The sequence below is a fragment of the Mesorhizobium sp. WSM4307 genome, from assembly GCF_007003945.1.
GTDB lineage: Bacteria > Pseudomonadota > Alphaproteobacteria > Rhizobiales > Rhizobiaceae > Mesorhizobium.
This window is the reverse complement of the sequence record NZ_VFTB01000005.1, coordinates 391,772-413,618: the sequence shown is the minus strand read 5'-3', so window position 1 is coordinate 413,618 and position 21,847 is coordinate 391,772. Positions and strand designations below refer to the sequence as shown.

Annotated in this window: 22 protein-coding genes; 1 reads left to right on the top strand and 21 read right to left on the bottom strand. The window is 63.6% G+C overall.

Annotated elements, in window-relative coordinates; genetic code table 11:
- Nucleotides 1-218: 218 nt before the first annotated feature.
- From rpsO to rimP, 8 genes are all read right to left on the bottom strand, one after another.
- Entirely contained in the window at nt 219-593 is a 375-nt protein-coding gene (gene rpsO / locus FJV83_RS14655; protein ID WP_269465810.1) for a 30S ribosomal protein S15, read from the bottom strand.
- 78 nt (nt 594-671) lie between these two features.
- The gene (gene corA / locus FJV83_RS14650) at nt 672-1,766 is read right to left on the bottom strand and encodes a magnesium/cobalt transporter CorA (protein ID WP_095787281.1); all 1,095 of its coding nucleotides are present in this window, start codon (nt 1,764-1,766) and stop codon (nt 672-674) included.
- Nucleotides 1,767-1,810: 44 nt separating this feature from the next.
- The gene (truB, locus tag FJV83_RS14645) at nt 1,811-2,788 is read right to left on the bottom strand and encodes a tRNA pseudouridine(55) synthase TruB (protein WP_095771828.1); all 978 of its coding nucleotides are present in this window, start codon (nt 2,786-2,788) and stop codon (nt 1,811-1,813) included.
- Nucleotides 2,788-3,243, bottom strand: a complete 456-nt coding sequence (rbfA, locus tag FJV83_RS14640; protein ID WP_142886565.1) for a 30S ribosome-binding factor RbfA — start codon at nt 3,241-3,243, stop codon at nt 2,788-2,790. Before rbfA ends, truB begins: the two co-directional genes overlap by 1 nt.
- A gap of 173 nt (nt 3,244-3,416) precedes the next feature.
- The gene (gene infB, locus FJV83_RS14635; RefSeq protein WP_095787278.1) at nt 3,417-5,996 is read right to left on the bottom strand and encodes a translation initiation factor IF-2; all 2,580 of its coding nucleotides are present in this window, start codon (nt 5,994-5,996) and stop codon (nt 3,417-3,419) included.
- The gene (locus tag FJV83_RS14630) at nt 5,993-6,643 is read right to left on the bottom strand and encodes an RNA-binding protein (protein ID WP_095771825.1); all 651 of its coding nucleotides are present in this window, start codon (nt 6,641-6,643) and stop codon (nt 5,993-5,995) included. The genes infB and FJV83_RS14630 overlap by 4 nt, the downstream gene beginning before the upstream one ends.
- A gap of 38 nt (nt 6,644-6,681) precedes the next feature.
- The gene (gene nusA, locus FJV83_RS14625; protein ID WP_010913320.1) at nt 6,682-8,277 is read right to left on the bottom strand and encodes a transcription termination factor NusA; all 1,596 of its coding nucleotides are present in this window, start codon (nt 8,275-8,277) and stop codon (nt 6,682-6,684) included.
- Nucleotides 8,278-8,326: 49 nt separating this feature from the next.
- Complete coding sequence (rimP, locus tag FJV83_RS14620; protein ID WP_095771823.1) at nt 8,327-8,974, bottom strand: ribosome maturation factor RimP; 648 nt, start codon at nt 8,972-8,974, stop codon at nt 8,327-8,329.
- 286 nt (nt 8,975-9,260) lie between these two features.
- On the opposite strand from rimP, the gene FJV83_RS36415 reads away from it, so the two are divergent.
- Nucleotides 9,261-9,425 (top strand): hypothetical protein, encoded by a 165-nt coding sequence (locus tag FJV83_RS36415; RefSeq protein ID WP_095771969.1) that lies wholly within the window; start codon nt 9,261-9,263, stop codon nt 9,423-9,425.
- 20 nt (nt 9,426-9,445) lie between these two features.
- Here the strand turns inward: FJV83_RS36415 and FJV83_RS14615 are convergent, their stop codons facing one another.
- The 13 genes from FJV83_RS14615 to FJV83_RS14550 form a co-directional block, all read right to left on the bottom strand.
- Nucleotides 9,446-10,147 carry a tRNA (guanosine(46)-N(7))-methyltransferase TrmB gene (locus FJV83_RS14615; RefSeq protein ID WP_142886564.1) on the bottom strand — a complete coding sequence of 234 codons (702 nt, stop codon included), beginning with the start codon at nt 10,145-10,147 and terminating at the stop codon, nt 9,446-9,448.
- Between the two features lie 27 nt (nt 10,148-10,174).
- The gene (metK, locus tag FJV83_RS14610; protein ID WP_142877129.1) at nt 10,175-11,440 is read right to left on the bottom strand and encodes a methionine adenosyltransferase; all 1,266 of its coding nucleotides are present in this window, start codon (nt 11,438-11,440) and stop codon (nt 10,175-10,177) included.
- Between the two features lie 168 nt (nt 11,441-11,608).
- The gene (locus FJV83_RS14605; protein WP_095787343.1) at nt 11,609-12,028 is read right to left on the bottom strand and encodes a helix-turn-helix transcriptional regulator; all 420 of its coding nucleotides are present in this window, start codon (nt 12,026-12,028) and stop codon (nt 11,609-11,611) included.
- A gap of 138 nt (nt 12,029-12,166) precedes the next feature.
- Complete coding sequence (lnt, locus tag FJV83_RS14600) at nt 12,167-13,759, bottom strand: apolipoprotein N-acyltransferase (protein WP_142886563.1); 1,593 nt, start codon at nt 13,757-13,759, stop codon at nt 12,167-12,169.
- A 201-nt stretch (nt 13,760-13,960) separates the two neighbouring features.
- Nucleotides 13,961-14,431: a VOC family protein gene (locus FJV83_RS14590; RefSeq protein WP_142886562.1), complete on the bottom strand. Its 471-nt coding sequence runs from the start codon at nt 14,429-14,431 to the stop codon at nt 13,961-13,963.
- Between the two features lie 13 nt (nt 14,432-14,444).
- Entirely contained in the window at nt 14,445-15,539 is a 1,095-nt protein-coding gene (locus FJV83_RS14585) for a hemolysin family protein (protein ID WP_142886561.1), read from the bottom strand.
- 27 nt (nt 15,540-15,566) lie between these two features.
- Complete coding sequence (ybeY, locus tag FJV83_RS14580) at nt 15,567-16,067, bottom strand: rRNA maturation RNase YbeY (RefSeq protein WP_095771817.1); 501 nt, start codon at nt 16,065-16,067, stop codon at nt 15,567-15,569.
- Between the two features lie 19 nt (nt 16,068-16,086).
- The gene (locus FJV83_RS14575; protein WP_245318074.1) at nt 16,087-17,079 is read right to left on the bottom strand and encodes a PhoH family protein; all 993 of its coding nucleotides are present in this window, start codon (nt 17,077-17,079) and stop codon (nt 16,087-16,089) included.
- An 83-nt stretch (nt 17,080-17,162) separates the two neighbouring features.
- Complete coding sequence (miaB, locus tag FJV83_RS14570; protein WP_095771815.1) at nt 17,163-18,572, bottom strand: tRNA (N6-isopentenyl adenosine(37)-C2)-methylthiotransferase MiaB; 1,410 nt, start codon at nt 18,570-18,572, stop codon at nt 17,163-17,165.
- A gap of 75 nt (nt 18,573-18,647) precedes the next feature.
- Entirely contained in the window at nt 18,648-19,448 is an 801-nt protein-coding gene (locus tag FJV83_RS14565; protein ID WP_095771814.1) for a 1-acyl-sn-glycerol-3-phosphate acyltransferase, read from the bottom strand.
- 27 nt (nt 19,449-19,475) lie between these two features.
- Complete coding sequence (gene rimI, locus FJV83_RS14560; protein WP_010913305.1) at nt 19,476-19,970, bottom strand: ribosomal protein S18-alanine N-acetyltransferase; 495 nt, start codon at nt 19,968-19,970, stop codon at nt 19,476-19,478.
- On the bottom strand, nt 19,970-20,647 hold the full coding sequence (gene tsaB, locus FJV83_RS14555) for a tRNA (adenosine(37)-N6)-threonylcarbamoyltransferase complex dimerization subunit type 1 TsaB (protein WP_142886560.1): 678 nt from the start codon (nt 20,645-20,647) through the stop codon (nt 19,970-19,972). Before tsaB ends, rimI begins: the two co-directional genes overlap by 1 nt.
- Nucleotides 20,648-20,743: 96 nt before the next feature.
- The gene (locus FJV83_RS14550; protein WP_142886559.1) at nt 20,744-21,847 is read right to left on the bottom strand and encodes a DUF1513 domain-containing protein; all 1,104 of its coding nucleotides are present in this window, start codon (nt 21,845-21,847) and stop codon (nt 20,744-20,746) included.

Here is a 21,847-nt window from a genome sequence, read left to right as displayed (position 1 = left end):
CGCTCGAAGCCGGATATGGCCAATCGATCGATCGGCCTGCGCATGACCCCGAAACCCACGGCTTACGGAACGCGTCATGCGCAATTCAACTTTTCGGAGCGTCCGTCCGGCATCCCGATGGGCTGCGCGGCGCTCCAGTCCTGCATTCGAGATCGGATTGGTCCGGTGCTCGAATGCGCGACCGGCGGACTCCTTGAGGGAGCCCGCCGGTCAATTCGTCAACGGCGCAGACCGAGCTTCTCGATCAGTGTCTGATAGCGCGCGTCGTCCTTGCGCTTGAGGTAATCAAGCAGGCTGCGGCGCTGGGACACGAGAGCGAGCAGACCACGGCGGGAATGGTTATCCTTCTTGTGGTCCTTGAAATGGTCGGTCAGGTTCTTGATGCGCTCGGAAAGGATGGCCACCTGGACTTCCGGAGACCCGGTATCGCCCTTGGCGGTCGCGAATTCACCCATCAATTCCTTCTTGCGCTCGGCAGTAATCGACATCGTGTTTTTCCTTATCTGTTTGAGGAAACGGGTCGCCCTCAGCCGGGATGTCGTCCAGCAGGGGCCGGTGCAAGCAAAGCGTCGTGGCGCTATGCTGCGGCGCATATAGTGCAATTCCCGGCAAAACACCAGCCCAATTCACCAAGCCGGCTTTTCAGCCCCAAATGCCCGGTTTTATCGGCGTCAGAGCCATTTCTTCCATTTGAAGAAGGCAATCAAGCCGACCGCGACAAGCAGCATGAAGACGAGTGCCGCCGGATAGCCATAGTAAGACCGCAGCTCCGGCATGTTCCATGGCGAGGTATCGGGACTGAAATTCATGCCCCAGACGCCGACCAGGAAGGTGAGCGGCATGAAGATGACCGAGACGATGGTGAGATAGCTGATGACGTCGTTGGTGCGCGCCTGGCTCAGCGACAGATGCATCTCGATCAGCCCGGTCAGCATATCGCGCTGGGTCTCGACCAGTTCGATCAGCCTGAGTGAGTGGTCGAGCGTGTCATTGAGGAAGACCTTGGTCTCGGCTCCAACATAGGGCACGTCGTTGCGGATCAGCGTCGCCAATGCATCGCGCATAGGCCACAGCACGCCCTTCAGCACGTTGGCGTCGCGCCGCAATTCGTGCAGTTGCCGCATCTGATGCTTGTGCGGCGAATGCAGCATCTCATCCTCGATGCCGTCGACCAGGTCGCCGGCCGCCTCGATCGGCGGGAAATAGCTGTCGACGATGGCGTCGATCAACGCGTAGGCCAGATAGTCGGCGCCGCGCGTGCGCAAGCGGTTGGGCGCCGAACTCTCGATGCGCTTGCGCACCGGGTCGAACGGATCGCCCTCGCGCTCCTGAAAAGTGACGACGAAGTTCTCGCCGACGAAGACGGCGATCTGCTCGTAGCGATGCGCGGTGACATCGTCGATCATGCGCACGACGACGAAGGCATGATCCTCGAAGAAGTCGACCTTGGGCCGCTGGCCGGTGTTGACGACATCCTCCAGCGCCAGCGGATGCAGGCTGAAGATGCGGCCGATCTCCTTGATCAGCTGGATGTTGGCGAGGCCGGTGCAGTCGAGCCAGATCACCGGCCATTTGTGGCAATTGGCCTCGACATCGTCGATGCTGGCATTGTCGATGGTCTTGAACTTCTGCGGCGAGATCAAGGTCAGCCGCAATTCGGAGCGTCGCGCCGCCGGATCGGCGATCAGCGTGCCCGGCGAAGCGCCTACCGGCGGCCGCCTCATCTTTACAGGCGCCCGCTTCTTCACCGCCTCGGCCTTTGCCATGTGCCCCTCGAGCGTAGAGTCGATGTGAAGTTAGCCGAGAGCCGTCAACCGGCAAAGACCCGCTTGGGCTTGAACATGCCTTGTTCGATCGCGCCGATGGCCACCAGCTTGCCGCGAGCCGTCGCGCAGGCTTCCTCGGCCTCGACAGGCGCATCGCGGCCGCGAATGATGACCGGATTGCCGAGGCGGATCTTGGTCGCCGCATCGTCGCTGATGGCGATCTGCGGCAGGCAGTCGAGAGCCGCCGACGTGTCGACAAGAAGCGCGTCGATCGCGCCGAAGTCCACCGGCACGTCAATCGCATCGGCGTCGTCGGCAGGCTCCGGCTTGTCCTCGCCTTGCGCACCGAAACGGGCCGCTTCCAGCTCGGCGATGGTGACGAAATCCTCCGATGTGAACGGCTCGACCTCGACCCGGCGCAAATTGCTGATATGGCCGAAGCAGCCGAGGTCGCGGCCCATGTCACGGGCCAGGGAACGCACATAGGTGCCCTTGCCGCATTCGACCTCGAAAACGGTATGGTCGGCGTGGTGTTCGACCACGTCGAGGCGGCCGATCTCGATCTCGCGCGCGGGAATATCGACTGTCTCACCTTCGCGGGCGAGGTCGTAGGCGCGTTCGCCCGCGATCTTGATGGCCGAAAATTGCGGCGGCGTCTGCATGATGACGCCGGTGTATTTCGGCAGCAGCGCCTTGACCTCGGCCTCCGCCGGACGGAGGTCTGAACTCTTCGTCACCGGTCCTTCAAGGTCGTCGGTCGAGCGCTCCTGCCCCCAGGCGACGGTGAAGCGGTAGATCTTGGCGCCGTCCTGCACATAGGGAACGGTCTTGGTGGCCTCACCGAGCGCGATCGGCAGCATGCCGGAAGCCAGCGGATCGAGCGTGCCGGCATGACCGGCCTTTTCCGCCTGGAACAGCCATTTGATCTTGGACACGGCCTCGGTCGAGCCCATGCCCACGGGCTTGTCCAGCACCACCCAGCCGGAGACCGGCCGGCCCTTCTTCTTGCCGCGGCGCCCCATTATTCGCTGCCCCTGTCGTCTTTGGCCTTGTCGTCTCTGGCCCTGTCGTCTCTGGTCTTGTCGTCGTCCGCATCGAGATCGCGCGCCACTTCAGGCGACTTCAGCAGATCGTTGATCCTGGCGAAATTGTCGAAGGAGGTGTCGAGCTTGAAGCGGAACTCCGGCATGAACTTCATCTGCCGCAGAGCGCCGGAGACACGGCCGCGGACGAATTTCGCATGCTTGTTCAACGCCTCCACAACAGCATTCGCGTCTTTGGCGCCAAGCGGCGAAACGAAAGCGGTGGCAACCCTCAGGTCGGGCGACATGCGCACTTCCGAGACCGACACAACGGTATTTTCGATCAGCGGATCGATGATCTCCCCGCGCTGCAACGTTTCGGACAGCGCGTGGCGCACCTGTTCGGCAACGCGCAGCATACGCTGAGACGGGCTGGATGTGGTTGGACGGGACATTTTTCTCAATCCTGAAAGCGTGAGGCACGGGATAGGACCGTGCCGCATGTCTCATATGTCAACGCATCGGCCCGAAATCGAATTCGGTTTCGAAAAGCACGATGCGCAATTTCACAATCAACTCCAGGCGGCGGTCTTTCGACCACCGCCTGGCATGGACAAGTCACGCGAACTCAGAGCGTCCGGGTCACCATCTCGACGCGGAAGCACTCGATGACGTCGCCGACGCGCATGTCCTCGTAGTTCTGGAATGCCATACCGCACTCCTGGCCGCCGGGGACTTCCGAAACCTCGTCCTTGAAGCGCTTCAGCGTCTTCAGCGTGCCTTCGTGAATGACGACGTTGTCGCGGATCAGGCGCACGCCCGCGCCACGCTCGACCTTGCCTTCGGTGACACGGCAGCCGGCGATCTTGCCGACCTTGGTGATGTCGAATATCTCGAGGATCTCGGCATTGCCGATGAAGGTCTCGCGACGCTCCGGCGACAGCAGGCCCGACAAAGCCGCCTTCACATCATCCACCAGGTTGTAGATGATCGAGTAGTAGCGGATTTCGATGCCCGCGGCGGCTGCCGCGGCACGTGCCTGTGCGTTGGCACGGACGTTGAAGCCGATGATTGCCGCACCAGACGTTTCCGCCAGCGAGACGTCGCTTTCGGTGATGGCGCCGGCGCCAGCATGGACGATGCGCGCACGCACCTCGTCGGTGCCGAGCTTGTCCAACGCGGCGTTGATCGCCTCGATCGAACCCTGCACGTCACCCTTGATGACCAGCGGGAATTCCTTCAACCCGCTCGTCTGCAACTGCGACATCATCTGTTCGAGCGAGCCGCGCTGGCCGGCATGCTTGGCCACCGCCTTCTCGCGCGCCAGACGCTGGCGATACTCGGTGATCTCGCGAGCGCGGGCCTCGTTGTTGACCACGGCGAAGCGGTCGCCGGCCTGTGGTGTGCCCTGAAGGCCGAGCACCTCGACCGGCATCGCCGGCGGCGCTTCCTTGATCTGCTCGCCGCGATCGTTGACCAGAGCGCGTACGCGACCCCATTCGTTGCCGGCGACGAGGATGTCGCCCGGCATCAAGGTGCCGGTCTGCACCAGCACGGTGGCGACGGGGCCACGGCCCTTGTCGAGTTGCGCTTCGATGACGACACCCTCGGCGGTACGGTCCGGATTGGCCTTCAGGTCGAGGATTTCGGCCTGCAGCAGGATCGCCTCGAGCAACTTGTCGAGATTGGTGCCCTTGGTCGCCGACACTTCGACGTCCAGCACTTCACCGCCCATCGATTCGACGAAGACCTCATGGCGCAGCAGTTCGGAGCGCACCTTCTGCGGATCGGCGTCATGCTTGTCGATCTTGTTGATGGCCACGATGATCGGAACGCCGGCGGCCTTGGCATGGCTGATCGATTCGATCGTCTGCGGCATGACGCTGTCGTCGGCCGCCACCACCAGGATAGCGATGTCGGTGGCCTGGGCGCCGCGGGCACGCATCGCCGTGAAGGCAGCGTGGCCGGGCGTGTCGATGAAGGTGATCTTCTGACCGTTCTTCTCGACCTGATAGGCGCCGATATGCTGGGTGATGCCGCCGGCCTCGCCGGAGACGACATTGGCGTTGCGGATGGCATCGAGCAGCGAGGTCTTGCCGTGGTCGACGTGGCCCATGATGGTCACGACCGGCGGACGCGGCACCAGGTCCTCGGCGTTGTCGGCGATGTTGAACAGGCCTTCCTCGATGTCGGATTCGGCGACGCGGCGGACCGTGTGGCCGAATTCGGTGGCGACCAGTTCGGCCGTGTCGGCGTCGATGACGTCGCCCGGCTTCAGGATCTGACCCTGCTTCATGAAGAACTTGACCACATCGACCGCACGTTCGGACATGCGCTGCGCCAGTTCCTGGATGGTGATGGTCTCGGGCAGGATCACTTCGCGCATGACTTTCTCGCGCGGCTCATTGTGCATCGCGCGCTTGAACTTCTCCTGACGGCGACGCATCGACGACAGCGAACGGGCCCGCGCATCCTCGTCGGAAAGCGCGGAATTCAGCGTCAGCTTGCCACGGCGACGATCTTCCTCGCCCTTGGTCGGCTTGGCCGGACGCGCCACTTCGGGCGTAACCAGGCGACGCACTGGCGCGCCCGCGCCAGCCCGCTTCGGCTTGACCTCTTCTTCGTCCGCCGTTGCCAGTTCCGCGGCCAGCGGCGCGCGGCGGCGTGCTTCTTCCTCGGCACGGCGGCGCGATTCGGCCTCGGCCTGCAGCCGTGCCTCTTCCTCGGCCTGGCGGCGTGCGGATTCCTCGCGCTCGCGCTTGCGGCGCTCTTCGTCCTCGGCCCGGCGCTTGGCTTCCTCGGCGGCGCGCTGACGGTCTTCGACCTCGCGGACCTTGGACCCTTCCAGCGCCCTGCGGCGGGCTTCCATTTCGCTGCGCGACAGTTCGTTTAGCACCATGCCGCTGCGCTCGACCGGAGCCGGCGGGGCAGGCGGAGGCGCAGCCTTCGGCGCTTCCTGCACGACGGGGGCCGCCGCGACCGGCGGCTTCGGCGTGAAGACGGGCACAGGGGCCGCGGCAGCCGGCTCCGGCTTGTCGCCGGGCAGGGAGAATTTGCGCTTCTTGGTCTCGACCACGACCGACTTGGTACGGCCATGCGAGAAGTTCTGGCGCACGGTGCCCTGTTCCATGCCGGGGCGCTTCAGCGTCAAGGTCTTCTTAGGTGTAACACTCAACGTCTTGTCGTCGCCCGATTTCGTATCGCTCATTCCATATCCTCTGCGGCCTCATCTTCGTCAGCAACGGCCGCAAGCATTGCCAGATCGTCCGGGGTACCGCCCCGATACCGGTCGAGCGCAACCATGCGCTTCTGGACCGCCTTACCCGCGTCTCCCGCGAGGACGGCAGCATGTATCACATTTGTACCCCCCAATGCCAAGCTCAACTCGGCCTCGGAGAAAAGTTTGTAGGCAAGGATGGAAGGGCCGCCGATATGGACGGTCGCCCGCCGCGCCTGGCTGATCTTGCGCACGCCATCGTCCGACGCTTCGGTCGCGTGGAGCACGAAAAGCGCCAGTCCGCCGCGCACGGCACTCTCAACCTTGGTGGCGCCAAGAGAAATTGCGCCTGCCTTGCGGGCGAGACCCAACATGCCCAGAGCGGATCTGGAAAGCAGCCCATCGACCATGCCGCCAAGATCCGACGGCACAACCACCTGTGCCTTGAAGGCGCGGGCAAAAAGATTCTTGGCCGCCGCCTTCTCAATATGTAGGCGGTCGGCACTCACCCAGCAACCGCGGCCGGGCAGATTTCTCTTGAGATCGGGAACGACGGCCGAATCCGGGCCGACGACGAACCGGATCAGTTCATCCGGTTCGGCCTGCTTGCGGGTAACGATGCAGGTGCGATCGTTCATCTCGTCCAAGGGCGGGTTGTGTGCGATGCGGTTTCACCTCACGCACCAACGGCTTCGTCAGCCGATGCTTCTTCGGCCGCAAGCTCGTCTTCGGAAATCCAGCCGGCCTTGAGACGGGCGTTGAGCACCATCTGTTCGGCATCGGCGCGCGAAACGCCGTGATTGGCCAGCACGCCCGGATAGACCTTGGTCTCGCCGTCCTTGCGTTCCTTCCAACCGGTCAGGTCGTCGGCGGCATAGCCGGCGAAATCCTCGATCGTCTTCACACCATCCTCACCGAGCGTCACCATCATGGCGGTGGTGATGCCGGGGATTTCGCGCAGTTCGTCCTTGACGCCCAGCGCCTTGCGCTTCTCGTCGTGCTCGGCCTCGATCTTTTCGAGGTACTCGCGGGCGCGGGTCTGGATTTCGGAAGCGGTGTCGTCGTCGAAGCCGTCGATCGAGGCGATTTCGCCGGCGTCGACATAGGCGACCTCCTCGACGCTGGTGAAGCCTTCGGAGGCCAGCACCTGGCCGACCATCTCGTCGACATCGAGGGCTTCCATGAACAGCGCCGAGCGCTCGACGAATTCCTTCTGGCGGCGCTCGGATTCCTCGGCCTCGGTCAGGATGTCGATATCCCAGCCGGTGAGCTGCGAGGCGAGACGCACGTTCTGGCCGCGGCGGCCGATGGCCAGCGACAGCTGATCGTCGGGAACCACCACTTCGATACGCTCGGCATCCTCGTCGAGCACGACCTTGGCGACTTCCGCCGGCTGCAGCGCATTGACGATGAAGGAGGCGGCCGAGGGCGACCACGGAATGATGTCGATCTTCTCACCCTGCAGTTCGCCGACGACGGCCTGGACGCGGCTGCCGCGCATACCGACGCAGGCGCCGACCGGATCGATCGAACTATCACGCGAGATGACGGCGATCTTGGCGCGCGAGCCCGGGTCGCGGGCGACCGACTTGATCTCGATGATGCCGTCATAGATTTCCGGCACTTCCATGGTGAACAACTTGGCCATGAACTGCGGATGCGTACGCGACAGGAAGATCTGCGGGCCGCGCTGCTCGCGGCGCACGTCGTAGACATAGGCGCGGACGCGGTCGCCATATTTGTAGTTTTCGCGCGGAATGAGCTCGTCGCGGCGGATGATCGCCTCGCCACGGCCGAGATCGACGATGACATTGCCATATTCGACACGCTTGACGGTGCCGTTGACGATCTCGCCGATGCGGTCCTTGTATTCGTCATACTGGCGGTCGCGCTCGGCCTCGCGCACCTTCTGCACGATGACCTGCTTGGCGGACTGCGCGGCGATGCGGCCGAAATCCATCGGCGGCAGCTGTTCGGCGATGAAGTCGCCGAGCTGCGCGTCGGGATTGCGCTCGCGAGCCGAGGAAATGGCGATCTGGGTGGCGTAGTCGTCGACCTTTTCGACCACTTCCATCAGCCGCTGCAGCTTCATCTCGCCGGTGTTCGGGTTGATGTCGGCGCGGATGTTGGTCTCCTGGCCGTAACGCGAACGCGCCGCCTTCTGGATCGCATCGGCCATGGCGGCGATGACGATCGACTTGTCGATCGACTTTTCACGCGCGACGGCGTCGGCAATCTGCAGCAGTTCAAGTCTATTGGCGCTTACAACCATGTTTTTTCTCCCGAGCCTGTTTGCCGGACTTTTCGGCCCGGCAGCTCAATCAACTTTCCTGTTCGTGTTCTTCCGTGGCGTCCGCTTCCGCACCCTCGGGCGCGTCGTCATCCGGTTCGCCGCGGCGTTTCTTGGCTTCCTTGCGCGCCCTGTTGTCCTTCGACAACGCATCGCGGATGAGATCGTCGGTCAGGATCAGCCGGGTTTCGGCAATGGCGTCGTAAGGCACGCGCACCGTCGGTTCCTCGCCATAGGCCGCCTTGTCGCGCTCGATCAGCACGTCGTTCTCACCAGCCTCGGCGATCTTGCCCTTGAAGCGCTTGCGATCCGCGACGATGACCGATGTTTCCATCTTCACCAGATGACCGGTCCAGGTCACGAAATCGGATTTGCGCACCAACGGCCGGTCGATGCCGGGCGAAGAGACTTCGAGATGATAGGCCTTTTCGATCGGATCATCGACGTCGAGCGCCGGCGACACCGCGCGGCTGACCTCTTCGCAATCCTCGACGGTCATAGTGCCGTCCTCGCGTTCGGCCATGATCTGCAGCGTCAGTCCGTTCTGGCCGGACAGATGCACCCGCACGAGGCGAAAGCCGATGCCGCGCAGCACCGGCTGAACGATCAGCGCAATGCGCGCATCGATGCCGCTTTCGCGGATGATGCGGTCGTCACCTTCGCTTGCCGTTGCAGTCATCAAGTACCTGTCGTTTCGAACCTATCGGCAGGTAATAAAAAAGAGCGGGACCGGGTGGACCCACTCTTCGTCATACCGACCAAGAATTTGAGGTTGATATAAACGAACATGGCCTGTGTTTCAAGCCCGCCGTGCCGAACCGGCAAAAGGGCTGACAGCGTCAGCATTGCTCCAGGCGCATGGCCACCATGCGCCAATCCCCCTGTGAGAGCCGGCGGAGCGCTCTTATTTGTTAGCCACGACACGAACAGAAGAGGCGCGCGGTGGCGCGCGAAAGGACAAGATCATGAGCAATCGCAGACTGTTTTCCGCCTTGGGCGAGATCTTCACCGCATTCGGCGGCGCCGTTGCCGCGTCACGCTCGGTGGAAGCCGGGCGCAAGCCTCGCGCCGACGATTTGCGCAAGCTCGGCATGGATCCGGCCATCTTCAACAGAATCGGCCGTTTCTGAAAATCTGGCGAGGGGCGCGCCTATTTCCTCACAAAGGTCAGATAGGCAGGCCGCCGGCCCTCGCGAACGGCCTTCGCCTCGTAACGCGTGCCTGGCCAGCCCTCATAGGGGCGATGCCAGTCGGCGGCTTCGGCCGCCTGCCATGCGAAGGCGCCATGCGCCCGGCAATGCAGCAAGGTCCAGTTCACATAGGTGTCGATATCGGACGCGAAGCGGAATTTTGAGCCCGGTTTCAAGACCCGCGCGAAACGCTCGAGATTGACCGGACTGACGAAACGCCGCTTCCAGTGCTTCTTTTTCGGCCATGGATCTGGATAGAGAAGATCGATGCCGTCGAGCGAGGCCGGCGGCAGCCAGTCGAGCAGCCGGGTGGCGTCATCGTCATGGACCCGCAAATTGGCCAGCGGCGTTGCCCGCACCGCCATCATCATCTTGGCCATGCCGTTGACGAAGGGCTCGACACCGATGAAGCCTGTTGTCGGCGCCTCGATGGCGCGGTGCAGAAGATGTTCGCCGCCGCCAAAGCCGATCTCGAGCCTGACGGCCGCAACGTCACTTTCAAACAGAGTGTGCAGATCCGACGGCGCATCAGCCGTCAGATCGAGCCGGTAGGCGCCAAGCCCGCTTTCCAGGGCCGCCGCCTGCTGCGGACGGACGGGCTTGCCGCGCCGACGACCGAAAAAGGCTTCGGTCGTACGGCTTGGCCTGTCTTGCGGGCTCATCTGGCGGCGCTGGGTCTGTCGCAGCGTTCAGGCCGCGACAGCATCCTTGAGCGCCTTGGCGAGATCGGTCTTTTCCCAGGAGAAAGACCCGTCGCGGCCGGCCTTGCGGCCGAAATGGCCGTAGGACGACGTCTTGGCATAGATCGGCTTGTTGAGGTCGAGGTGGCGGCGGATGCCCGACGGCGACAGGTCCATCACCGTGCGCAGCGCATCCTCGAGCTTCGCCTCGTCGACCTTGCCGGTGCCGTGCAGGTCGACATAGACCGACAGAGGCTGGGCGACGCCGATGGCGTAGGAAAGCTGGATGGTGCAGCGGTCGGCAAGCTTCGCTGCCACGACATTCTTGGCGAGATAGCGCGCTGCATAGGCTGCCGAACGGTCGACCTTGGTCGTGTCCTTGCCCGAGAAGGCGCCGCCGCCATGCGGTGCCGCGCCACCATAAGTGTCGACGATGATCTTGCGGCCGGTGAGGCCGGCGTCACCGTCCGGGCCGCCGATGACGAACTTGCCGGTCGGGTTGATGTACCACATGCAATCGTCGGCGATCTTGAGCTCACCAAGCGCCTCGCGGATGTAGGGTTCGACGACCTTGCGGACCTTCTTGGAGTCCCATGTCGCGTCGAGATGCTGGGTCGACAGCACGATCTGCGTTGCCTCGGCGGCCTTGCCGTCGACGTAGCGGACGGTGACCTGGCTCTTGGCGTCCGGGCCGAGCCTGCCGGCCTCGCCGTTGTTTTGGTGGCGGGCGGCGGCCAGCAGTTCGAGGATCTTGTGGCTGTAGTAGATCGGCGCCGGCATCAGGTCCGGCGTCTCGCGGCAGGCATAGCCGAACATGATGCCCTGATCGCCCGCACCTTCCTCGCCTTGGCGGTCGGCGGCGTTGTCGACGCCCTGGCCGATGTCGGGCGACTGGCCGTGCAGGAGAACCTCGATCTTGGCCGTCTTCCAGTGGAACCCGGCCTGCTCGTAACCGATCTCGCGGATCGCCTTGCGGGCGACGGATTTGAATTTTGCCGGATTCACCACCGGGTGGCCCGCGGCGTCCTTGAGGATGTTGCCAGCCTTGTCCTTCTTCAGCAGCGTCTCGGGAACGCGCACTTCGCCGGCGATGACGACGCGGTTGGTGGTCGCGAGCGTCTCGCAGGCGACACGGACTTTCCATGGGTCCATGCCGGTCTTTTTGGCCTCACGGTAGACCAGATCGACAATCTCGTCGGAGATCCGGTCACAGACTTTGTCGGGATGGCCCTCGGCAACGGATTCCGAGGTAAAGAAGTAGTTCTGCCGCGTCACGGGTGTCCCCTCTTGAAAAACGATCGGCAGGCTGCCGATTTTGGCGCGCCACGTGTTAGCGGGGCAAAGCGTCGCTCGTCAAGCGTTGCCGCCATGCTGGCACGACTGTCGATGTCGATATCTTGTGCCACCGGCGGCGAATGCCGCCGGTTCGAGGTGCATCGAGGGTCAGTCGAGATCTTCGGCGGCGAGCGACTTCACCAGGTCGATGATCCTGCGGCGGACCTTGACGTCGGCGATCTTGACGAAGGCCCGGTTGAGCTGAAGGCCTTCGGGACTGCCGCAGAATTCGACGGCGAAAGCCATCGACGCATCCTCGGAAAAGCCGCGGCCGACCGCCGCCTCCTGGCCCGGCGCATCCTCGAAGAAGAAGGCGACGGGCACGCCGAGTATCGAGGCTATCGCCTGCAGCCGGCTGGCGCCGACGCGGTTGGTGCCCTTTTCATATTTCTGGATCTGTTGAAATGTGATGCCGAGATTTTCGCCCAGCTTTTCCTGGCTCATTCCGAGCATGTTGCGGCGAAGCCGGATGCGGCTTCCAACGTGAATGTCTATGGGATTGGGTTTCTTCTTGTTTTCTTCTGTCATTTTTTCCTCGCCGAATTTTTTCGGCTTTGTGATTTTTTCCCGCCCAAAAAAAGCCGGAGGCGACTGCCCCAACAGATCGATCCACCGACTTCGAGAAATTTTCAGGCGATACAGTATGAGTTTCTAATGTGTCGACTGTCAATTCACCCGTAGCCTTTGCCTTACGCTCAACAGCGCTCCCCCGAGCGCAAACAGCAACATGATCAGCATTCCGTTAATGCGCCTCTGTCCCGAGGAAATGACCGTCTGTCCGGCAATCGGCACCTTCACATCGATGGCTCCGCGCGCGTCGATGCCCAGTGCATCGACGATGCGTCCGTGTGGATCGACGACGGCCGAGATGCCGTTGTTGGCAGCACGCAGCAAGGGCAATCCGTTCTCCACCGCGCGAATCTGGGCCTGCCTGAAATGCTGATACGGTCCCGGTGTGTCCCCGAACCAGGCATCATTGGTAACGTTCACAATAAGCTGTGCTGACGTTGCGTCAACTGCCACAAGATCGGGAAAGATCACCTCGTAACAGATAAAAGGCAGGGCACGGATGCCGCCCGGCAGTGTGATGGCGTGGCGCTCGTTGCCGGCAGCGAACGTCACCGGTCCGGCGACAAGCTGCGCGATGCCGAAACGGTTGAGCAGGTCGGCGAAAGGCAGGTACTCGCCGAACGGCACCAGATGGACCTTGTCGACGGCATCGACGATTTCGCCCCTGTCGTTGATCGCCACCACGGAATTGTAATAGCGGCTGTCAGTGCTGGCCGCCGAGCCGCCTTCCTCGCGAACGACGCCGGCGATCAGCATCTGGCCATCGGCCAGCATGTCGCCCAGCGCCGTCAACGCGTCGGGGCGCTCGGTGAAGAGGAACGGCACCGAGGTTTCCGGCCAAAGAATGAGCTGTGGCTTGGCGTGACCGGGGTCCGGCGCCTTGGCGGACAGGCCGAGCAAGGTGGCGAAGATACGGTCGCGCACCGAGGCATCCCATTTTTCACTGAGGTCGACGGCCGGTTGGACAATGCGGACATCGAGGCTGCGCTCCGTCGGTTTTTCAGGAGCGGCAAGCCTGATGTAGCCGAAACCGACATGGGCCGATGCAAGCAGGCCGAACAGCACCGCACCCAGGCGCAGATGCCGGCGCGCCGCCAGCAGCGCCGGCAATGAAAAGAGGAACACGGCAAGCACGTTCATGCCGATCATGCCGGTCACCGACACGCTCTGCATGAGGAGAGGCACCGGCATTGCTGCGTAGCCTATGGCATTCCAGGGGAAACCGGTGAACAGGAAGCCGCGCAGCCACTCCATCAGCCCGAAGCCGAAGGCAAGGGCGGCGATGCGGCCGATATCGCTGCTCCACAGAAGCCGGGCGACCATCGTCGCGAAGCCGTAGAAAAAGGCGAGCGCGAAGGGAATGCCGACCACGGCGAAGGGCAGCGCCCAGGCAAAGTCGTCTGCCTCGACCAGCAACGCCGAGCCGATCCACCAGAGGCCGGCGAGGAAATAGCCGAAGCCGAACCACCAGCCGACGGCAAAGGCCGGCCGCAAGCGTCTGAAAAGGCTGCCTGAAGCTTCGCCGGTCGCACCGTCGAGCAGCCAGACCAGCAGCGGAAACGAGATGAAGCAGGCGGCGAAGAAATCATAGGGCGCCTGGCCCAGCACCGCCAGCGCCCCGGCAAGAAAGGCCACGAGCGCACGCCGCCAACCCCAAAGCAGAATTATCCGGCCGGTCAGGCGCTCCATGCGTACTTCCGAGTCGCGCGAATCAGGACGTAAGATTTATCAGGCCGCGGTCCGCGCTCCAAACGCCTGCCTGTCAGTCGCGATGATCCGATCACGCTCTGGAGGGCGTCGCGTTGAAACGGATTCATGCGACGCGCTTTAGAGCTTTGTTTTTATGCATGTCGTTCTCCCAAAACCGAGGTGACTTTTGGGCGACATGCATTACCGGTGCCAGCCGTCGATGCGCAGGCCGCTCAGCCGCTCGGCCTCTTCGCGGGAAACGCAACGGATGGGCTGGGTGAAGGTCCAGACATGGCCCTCGCGATCGCGAGCCCGATACTGGCGTTTGCCGTAGAACTGGTCCGTCGGCTCCTGGATTATGTCGGCGCCGGCCGCCCGCGCCTTCTCGCAATGCGCCGCCAGGCCATCCCTGAGCCTGACATAGACCGACTGCGTGTTCTTGCCCGAGACCGAAGCCGGGCTCGCGACATAATCGCTCCATTCGGAATCGACGATGATGTAGCAGTCGCCGAACCGCATCTCGGCGTGGACGAGGTTGCCGTCGGCATCGCTCACCACCATGCTGCGCTCGAAGCCGAAAGCCGCTTCGAGCCACGCCAGCGCTGCGCGCGGATCTCTGTAGAAGACACCGGAACCCAGACTTGAATGCTTGAACGGGTCGTCCACCGTCATCTGCAGCGGAAACTCAAGCCTGTTCGGTGCGGGCCGTGGCGCGGCGACGGCGTTCGCCCTTCTGGCTTTGCACGATGCGCACGCGCTTGACGCGGCGCGGATCGGCATCGAGGACATGGAACTCGAAGCCCGGAATGGCCTGCACCACCTCGCCGCGCGCCGGCACGCGGCCGAGCGTGTTGAAGATCATGCCGCCGATGGTGTCGACATACTCGCCATGTTCTCCGGCAGCGAAATCCTCGCCGATCATCTTGGCGACCTCGTCGATCTCGGCCTTGCCGTCGACGATGAAGACACCGTCGCCGGCCTGGGTGATCATCGGCTCGTCGTCGTCATGCTCGTCCTCGATGTCGCCGACGACCATTTCGACAATGTCCTCGAGCGAGACAAGCCCGTCCGTGCCGCCATACTCATCGATGACCAGCGCCATCTGCGTGCGCGTTGTCTGCATCCGGCCCATCAGGTCGGAAGCAAGCATCGAGGGCGGCACGAAAAGAACCTGGCGGATCAGATTGAGCTCGCCGATGGTGCGCGCGAGGTCGACCTGGGCAAGATCGAGCTGCGTGGCGACGGGCGTCTTCCTGGTCGTGCGCCCCTTCTTGACGCGCGCGAGCTTGGTGATGTGGGCCAGAACGTCGCGGATATGGACCATGCCGCGCGGGTCATCGAGCGTCTCGGAATAGACCGGCATGCGGGAATGGCCGGATTGTTCGAAGGTGCCCAGGAGATCGCCGAGTGTCGTGGTGATCTCGACCGCCTCGATATCGGCGCGCGGCACCATGACATCCTCGACGCGCACTTCACGCAGGCGCAGGATGTTGTTGAGCATGGCGCGCTCGCCGGGCGAGAAGGCGCCGGCATCGCTCGCCGTCTCGGCCAGAGCGTCGGCGATTTCCTCGCGCAGGCTGGTGCCATTACGTTGCCTGAACAGGCCCAAAACACGATCGAACAGGGAGGGTCCGGCAGGCGAAAGCTCGCTGGCTGCACTGCCGGCGCTGGCAGCACCAGAGGTAACGGTACTCGGACTTGATCCCTCTTCCGACGTATCGGAAGCCTTGGGCGCACTGCCGGCGTCAGGGCGGGCGGCAGTCTCTGGTTTGTCGTTCATCGTCGTCCGGTCAATTGTCAGATGTAGTTACGCGTAGGGATCGGGAATGGCAAGCCTTGCGAGCGCTGCGCGTTCGATGGCCTCCATCTCCTCAGCCTCGGCGTCGGTCTCGTGATCATGGCCCAGCAAATGCAGCAGGCCGTGGATGACGAGATGGGTGATATGGTTCTGCACTGGCTTGTCTTCCAGCGCCGCCTCGCGAGAAACCGTCTCGGCGGCGAGCACGATATCGCCCAGCATCGGCGGCAGCGGGCCGCCTTGTACAAACGGAAAAGCCGGGAAAGACAAGACGTTGGTGGGCTTGTCCTTACCCCGCCATTCGGCATTGAGCGTACGTATATGAGCGTCGTCGGAAAAAACGACGCTGAGTTCGGAACGGCCAGTCACGCCGGTCTCGGTGAAAGCAGCGCCAACCGCACGATCGACCAGCCGTGTCAGGCTTGCCTCATCGGGCCAATCACCCGCTTCGACCGATATATCGATGTCGACGGGAGGCTCCCCGTCGCCGGATAAATTGTCCTCAGGCATGAAGCGGCATCGTCAAAAATCAATTCTCGGCGCCGAGGCCGCGCGCCAGCTTGGCGTCGCGGTCATAGGCCCTGACGATTTCCGCCACCAGCGGATGGCGAACGACATCGACATCGTTGAAACGCACGGTGACCGCGCCGGCCACGCCGTCGAGGACGCGCAAGGCTTCGACCAGGCCCGATTTCGTGCTCGGGGGAAGGTCTATCTGGGTGGGATCGCCGGTGACGATCATGCGCGAATTCTCGCCGAGACGGGTCAGGAACATCTTCATCTGCATCGGCGTGGTGTTCTGCGCCTCGTCGAGGATGACCGCTGCATGCGCCAGCGTGCGGCCGCGCATGAAGGCGAGCGGCGCGATTTCGATGACTTCGGCAGCGATGGCGCGCTCGACCTTGTCGGCCGGCATCATGTCGTAGAGGGCGTCATAGAGCGGCCGCAGATAGGGATCGACCTTCTCCTTCATGTCGCCGGGCAGGAAGCCCAGCCGCTCGCCGGCCTCGACGGCCGGCCGCGACAGGATGATGCGCTCGACCATGCCGCGCTCGAGCAGCATCGCCGCATGCGCAACCGCCAGATAGGTCTTGCCGGTGCCTGCCGGACCGATGCCGAACACCAGTTCCGACCGCTCCAGGGCCCGCATATAGGCGTCCTGGTTCAGCGAACGGGCATAGATGGTCTTCTTGCGGGTGGAGATCTGGGCAGCGGAGACCTTGCCCTTGCGCTCCAGCGTCGGCAGGGTCAGTTGATCGTCGGCGGCGACCGCCATGCGCACGGCGCCGTCAACGTCGGACTGGCCGATATCGACGCCCTTCTGCAGAATGCCATAGAGATTGTCCAAGGCACGGCGCGCCTGTTCAGCGGCCGAAGCCGACCCCTTGATGGTCAGCTGGTTGCCGCGCGAACGGATGTCGACGCCGAGCTTCTGCTCGAGCCGGGCGAGGTTCTCGTCGAACTGACCGTAAAGGGCGCTGGCAAGCTTGTTGTTGTCGAAAGTCAGAACGATGTGCGCCATGTCAGAAGCCCCAGATGCCGGTACCGGGGGCAGGTTCTTCAGCTCTGCTGCGCTCAACCGTCTCTCCTCATCTGCCGAGACCATCAGGCCAATTCGGCGAACAGGCTATTGTAGCCCGTCTTCGTGATTCGCACCTGGATAATGTCACCGATTTCGCCGGCCTTTTCATCAACAATAACCGGCTGCAGCCAAGGTGAGCGGCCGACCTTCTGGCCGGCCTGCCGGCCGGGCTTCTCGATCAGCGTGTCGATGGTGCTGCCGACCAGGCTGGAACCGAAGTCCTGCTGCTGCTTCAACAGCAGTGCCTGCAGCCGCTGCAAGCGCTCGTCCTTGACTGTTTCGGGCACATGATCGGCCATTTCGGCGCCCGGCGTGCCGGGGCGCGGCGAATATTTGAACGAAAAGGCCGAGGCGTAGTTCACCTGGCGCACCAGGTCCATCGTCGCCTCGAAATCGGCCTCCGTCTCGCCGGGGAAGCCGACGATGAAGTCACCGGACAAAGCGATATCGGGACGTGCGGCACGGATGCGATCGAGCAGGGCCAGATAATCCCTGGCCGTATGCCTGCGGTTCATCGCCTTGAGGATGCGGTCGGACCCCGATTGCACCGGCAGATGCAGATAAGGCATCAGCGACGGCAGGTCGCGGTGGGCTGATATGAGCTCGTCATCCATGTCGCGCGGGTGGCTCGTGGTGTAGCGCAGCCGCGCCAGTCCAGGAATTTCGGCCAGCCGGAACAGCAGGCGGCCAAGGCCCCATTCCTCGCCGTTTGCGCCCTGGCCGTGCCAGGCATTGACGTTCTGGCCGAGCAGCGTCACCTCGCGCACGCCAGCCTCCGCCAACCGCTCGGCCTCGGCGACGATCTGCGCCACCGGTCGCGACACTTCCGAGCCCCTTGTATAGGGCACGACGCAGAAGGTGCAGAACTTGTCGCAGCCTTCCTGCACGGTGAGGAAGGCGGTGACGCCGCGCTTGATGACCTCGGCGCGCTTGGGCTGCGGCAGATGGTCGAACTTGTCTTCGATGGCGTAGTCGGTCTCGACGATCTTCTCGCCGCCGCGCACCCTCGCCAGCACGTCGGGCAGACGGTGATAGGTCTGCGGCCCGATGACAAGGTCGACGGCCGGCGAGCGCCTGATGATCTCGGCACCCTCGGCCTGCGCCACGCAGCCAGCGACGCCGATCAGCATTTCGCGGCCGGCAATGGCGCGCTCCGCCTTCATGTCGCGGATGCGGCCGAGCTCGGAATAGACCTTCTCCGCCGCTTTCTCCCTGATGTGGCAGGTATTGAGCAGCACCAGGTCGGCCTCGTCGATGGCATCGGTCGCGGTGTAGCCGTCGGCGGCCAGCGCATCGCCCATACGCTGTGAATCATAGACGTTCATCTGGCAGCCATAGGTCTTGATGAAGACCTTCTTCGCTGCCTTGGCGCGCACTGCCGGCTGTCCGGCCACACTGCCGATGTCGTCGCTTTCAATCGTGTTCAAGTCCATCCGGCGGCTTCTAACGCCTTTCCGTGACAAAAAACAGACGATTCTCGGCGTGCACGCGCAGGCGCAGGATCCAGGCTAGCGGCTCGGGCGCGGATCGGCGAGTGCCGCCTGCATCATCCCGCGCACCTGGCTTTCCATCAGCCTGGCCGTTTCCTTGCGGTTCGAGCCCTTGGCAAACGCGACCGGTTCGCCGAAATGCACTTCCACGTCGAGCGCGCCCTCCGCCATCAGCACCTTGAGGTGCGGCATCAGATCCTCGTCGCCGATCCAGGCCGAGATCGGCCGATGGCGGCGGCCGAGCGGCACGCCGTGCAGGCGCGTATAGGCGATCGCCACCGGCTGGATGAACACCTGCTCGGCCGCGCCCTCCGAAAGCGCCATCGAGGCCGCACCGAACAGCGTGCTCTTGAACGGCAGGACGGCATTGCCGTCGCCGGTCGACCCCTCGGCAAACAGCACCATGGCATCGCCCTTGGCCATGCGACTGGCGATCTCGCTTGCCTGGTCGCCGGAAGAACGCTTGCGTTCGCGCTCGATGAAGACGGTTCGCTGCAGTTTCGACAGCATGCCGATCAGCGGCCAGCCTTCCATATCGGCCCTGGCGATGAACTTCACATCGGCAAAGGACCCAAGCACCATGATGTCGGTCCACGAGATGTGGTTGGAGGCCACCAGCAAGGGACGCTTGTCGGACAGCGTTCCCTTGACATGGACGCGCATGCCGAGCGCCCTGAGGATCAGCCGGTGCCAGATCTTGAGAATGACGGTTTCCGGCCACCAGCCGGTCTTCATCGACAGGATCTGCAATGGCACCAGGACCAGCGAGCCGGCGACGACAAGGCCCAAGGCCAGGAAAATCCTGATTTTTCCGATCATGCTGTCCTGGCCCTACCCGACCTCTGGCTAGCGAAGATCGCGGCGCATGACAAGCGCGCCGGTCGGCCCGCGATCGGGCGACTTGTAGTAGTCCGGGCGCTTGCCGACTTCGCGGAAGCCCAGCCGACGGTAGAGGGCGATCGCGGCGACATTGGTCTCGTCGACCTCGAGGAACAGCGCTTCGGCGCGCTGTGCGTGCAGTTCGCGCAGCACCGCATCCATCAATTGCCAGCCCAGTCCCTGGCGGCGGTGCGATCGCGCCACCGCGACCGTCAGGATCTCGCCCTCGCCGGCGGCCAGGCGGGCGAGCACAAAGCCGACGGGCGGCTTGGCCCCCTGCCCGGTCTCGCGCGCTGCGTAACCGAACACGGTGTCCTGCTCGAGCAGGGCGGCGAACTCGCCATCGGTCCACGGACGGACAAAGTCCTCGCGATGCAGCACCGAGACCGCAGGGCTGTCGGTGATCCTGAGCGGCTCGAGAGCATAGTCCCGGCGGCGCGGCTGCAGAAAAGGTATGCGCATCAATTTTGTTGCCTCGAAAGAATAAATCCGGCTTGCGGCTTTGCATCCGTGCCGCGCAGGTAAAGTGGTTTCGGCCTTTCGCCCTCGCCTTTGGCGGCGGCCAGACGGGCGTAGGTGAGAACATCAGCGGTCGCCGTCTGAGGCCCGATATCGGAACGCCGGCCCACCGATTCGGCGATCTGCACTGCCGCAGTTCCGGCAAGCGCCGCAGAGGTCTCCCTCGCCAAGGCACTGACTTCCGGCAGCGTGGTCACTGCTGGACCGTAAGTCAAAACTAACGCTCTATCGTACAGTGCTGCATGGATTTCCTCGCGACCGGCATCCAGCGCCGCCAGCACGGCGCGGCCGGGAAATGCCAGTGCGGCCTCGGCGGCCAAAGCTTCGAGCGTCGTCACGCCGATCGCCGGGATTTTCAGCGCCAGCGCCAGGCCACGCGCCGTGGAGACACCGACGCGCAGGCCGGTGAAGGAACCGGGGCCGACGGAAACGGCAATGGCGCCAAGGCCAGGGTAGTCGGTTGCGGCGGCCTTCAGCGCCTCGGCGATGACCGCCATCAGGTGCTCGGCATGGCCCTTGCCGAGATCGAGCACCGCACGGCCAAGCTCCCGCCCGGCCGCCGCGTCGTAGACGCAGGCGGCGCAGAGGCTGGCGGCACAGTCGATGGCAAGCACTTTCATGAAACGACCGGTTCCGAGAAACACTTCCCTGTGCCCGCCAGGGCGCGCCACCGCAAGCATAATTTGTTAAGCGGCTTCGGTTCCGCCAGCGCGCTGTCAGACCTGTTCGATGCGCAGCATGTGGTTGTCCCAGACATAGTCCGGCTCTGACCGTGTCGCGCCGCTGCCCTCGATAATCTCGCCGGCGCCGGTGGTGGCCATGAAGCCCGATCCGTCCGGCGCCAGGCCACAGACCTCGACCAGCGCGCTGGACGAAACGACCCGGCCGCTGGCCGCGTCGATCACGACAAGCGAATTGCCTTCCGGCGACGAGACGGCGACGGTGCCGGCGGTCGCGTTGGTGGCGACCGAGCCGATATAGTTGCGGAAGCCGGACAGCACGTCCTGCGGCATGTCGAGAAGCTGCAACTCCTTGCCGCGCACGGCGCGGCCGACCAGCAGCGGACGATCGGTGCCCGGCCCCCGGTACTGGCAGCCAAACCAGATGGTGCCGGACGGGTCGGTATCCATGTGGCGGATCGACAGCTGGTGCAGGGAAGCCGGCAATTCATGCCTTTCGATCAGGTCGCCGGTGACGCGGTCGATGAGCACGTAGGACGGCTTCATGGTGGCGATGTTGAGCTCGGCGCGGCCATAATCGGGATGGGTCTCGATGCCGCCATTGGCGACCGCAATCGTCCGGCCGTCGCCCATGAGCAGGAGTTCGTGCGGGCCCACGCCATAGGTCGGGAATTCGCCGATGCGACTGAATTTCGCGCGTGCATCGTAGACGCCGACGACGCCGGCCGCATTGTCGAAATCGTTCTCGGTGGCATAGAGCAGGGCGCCGTCGGGCGAGAACACGCCATGGCCGAAGAAATGCCTGCCGGCGATGCTGGCGATGGTCTGCGGCGCCTCACGGCCCGAATGATCGAAAACGACGGCGAAGGTACCGGGCTGGCGGGCGAAGACCACCGAGCGCTTCGACAGGGGATCAAAAGCGACGTCGTGACCGCGATCGGGCAGGTCGATCGCATGCAGCACCTTGCCGGCCTCGGACAGCACGGCGGCGCCAAAACCGCCGTCGCGCTTGAGGAAAGCGGTGGCGAAGACGGCGTCGACAGCAAGCGTCTTCGCCCAGGCCGACGGCGCCATCGCGGCAGCGAAGCCGATGCCCGCAACCCTCAGGAAATCCCGGCGATCGATGAGCGGCGTGCGCAT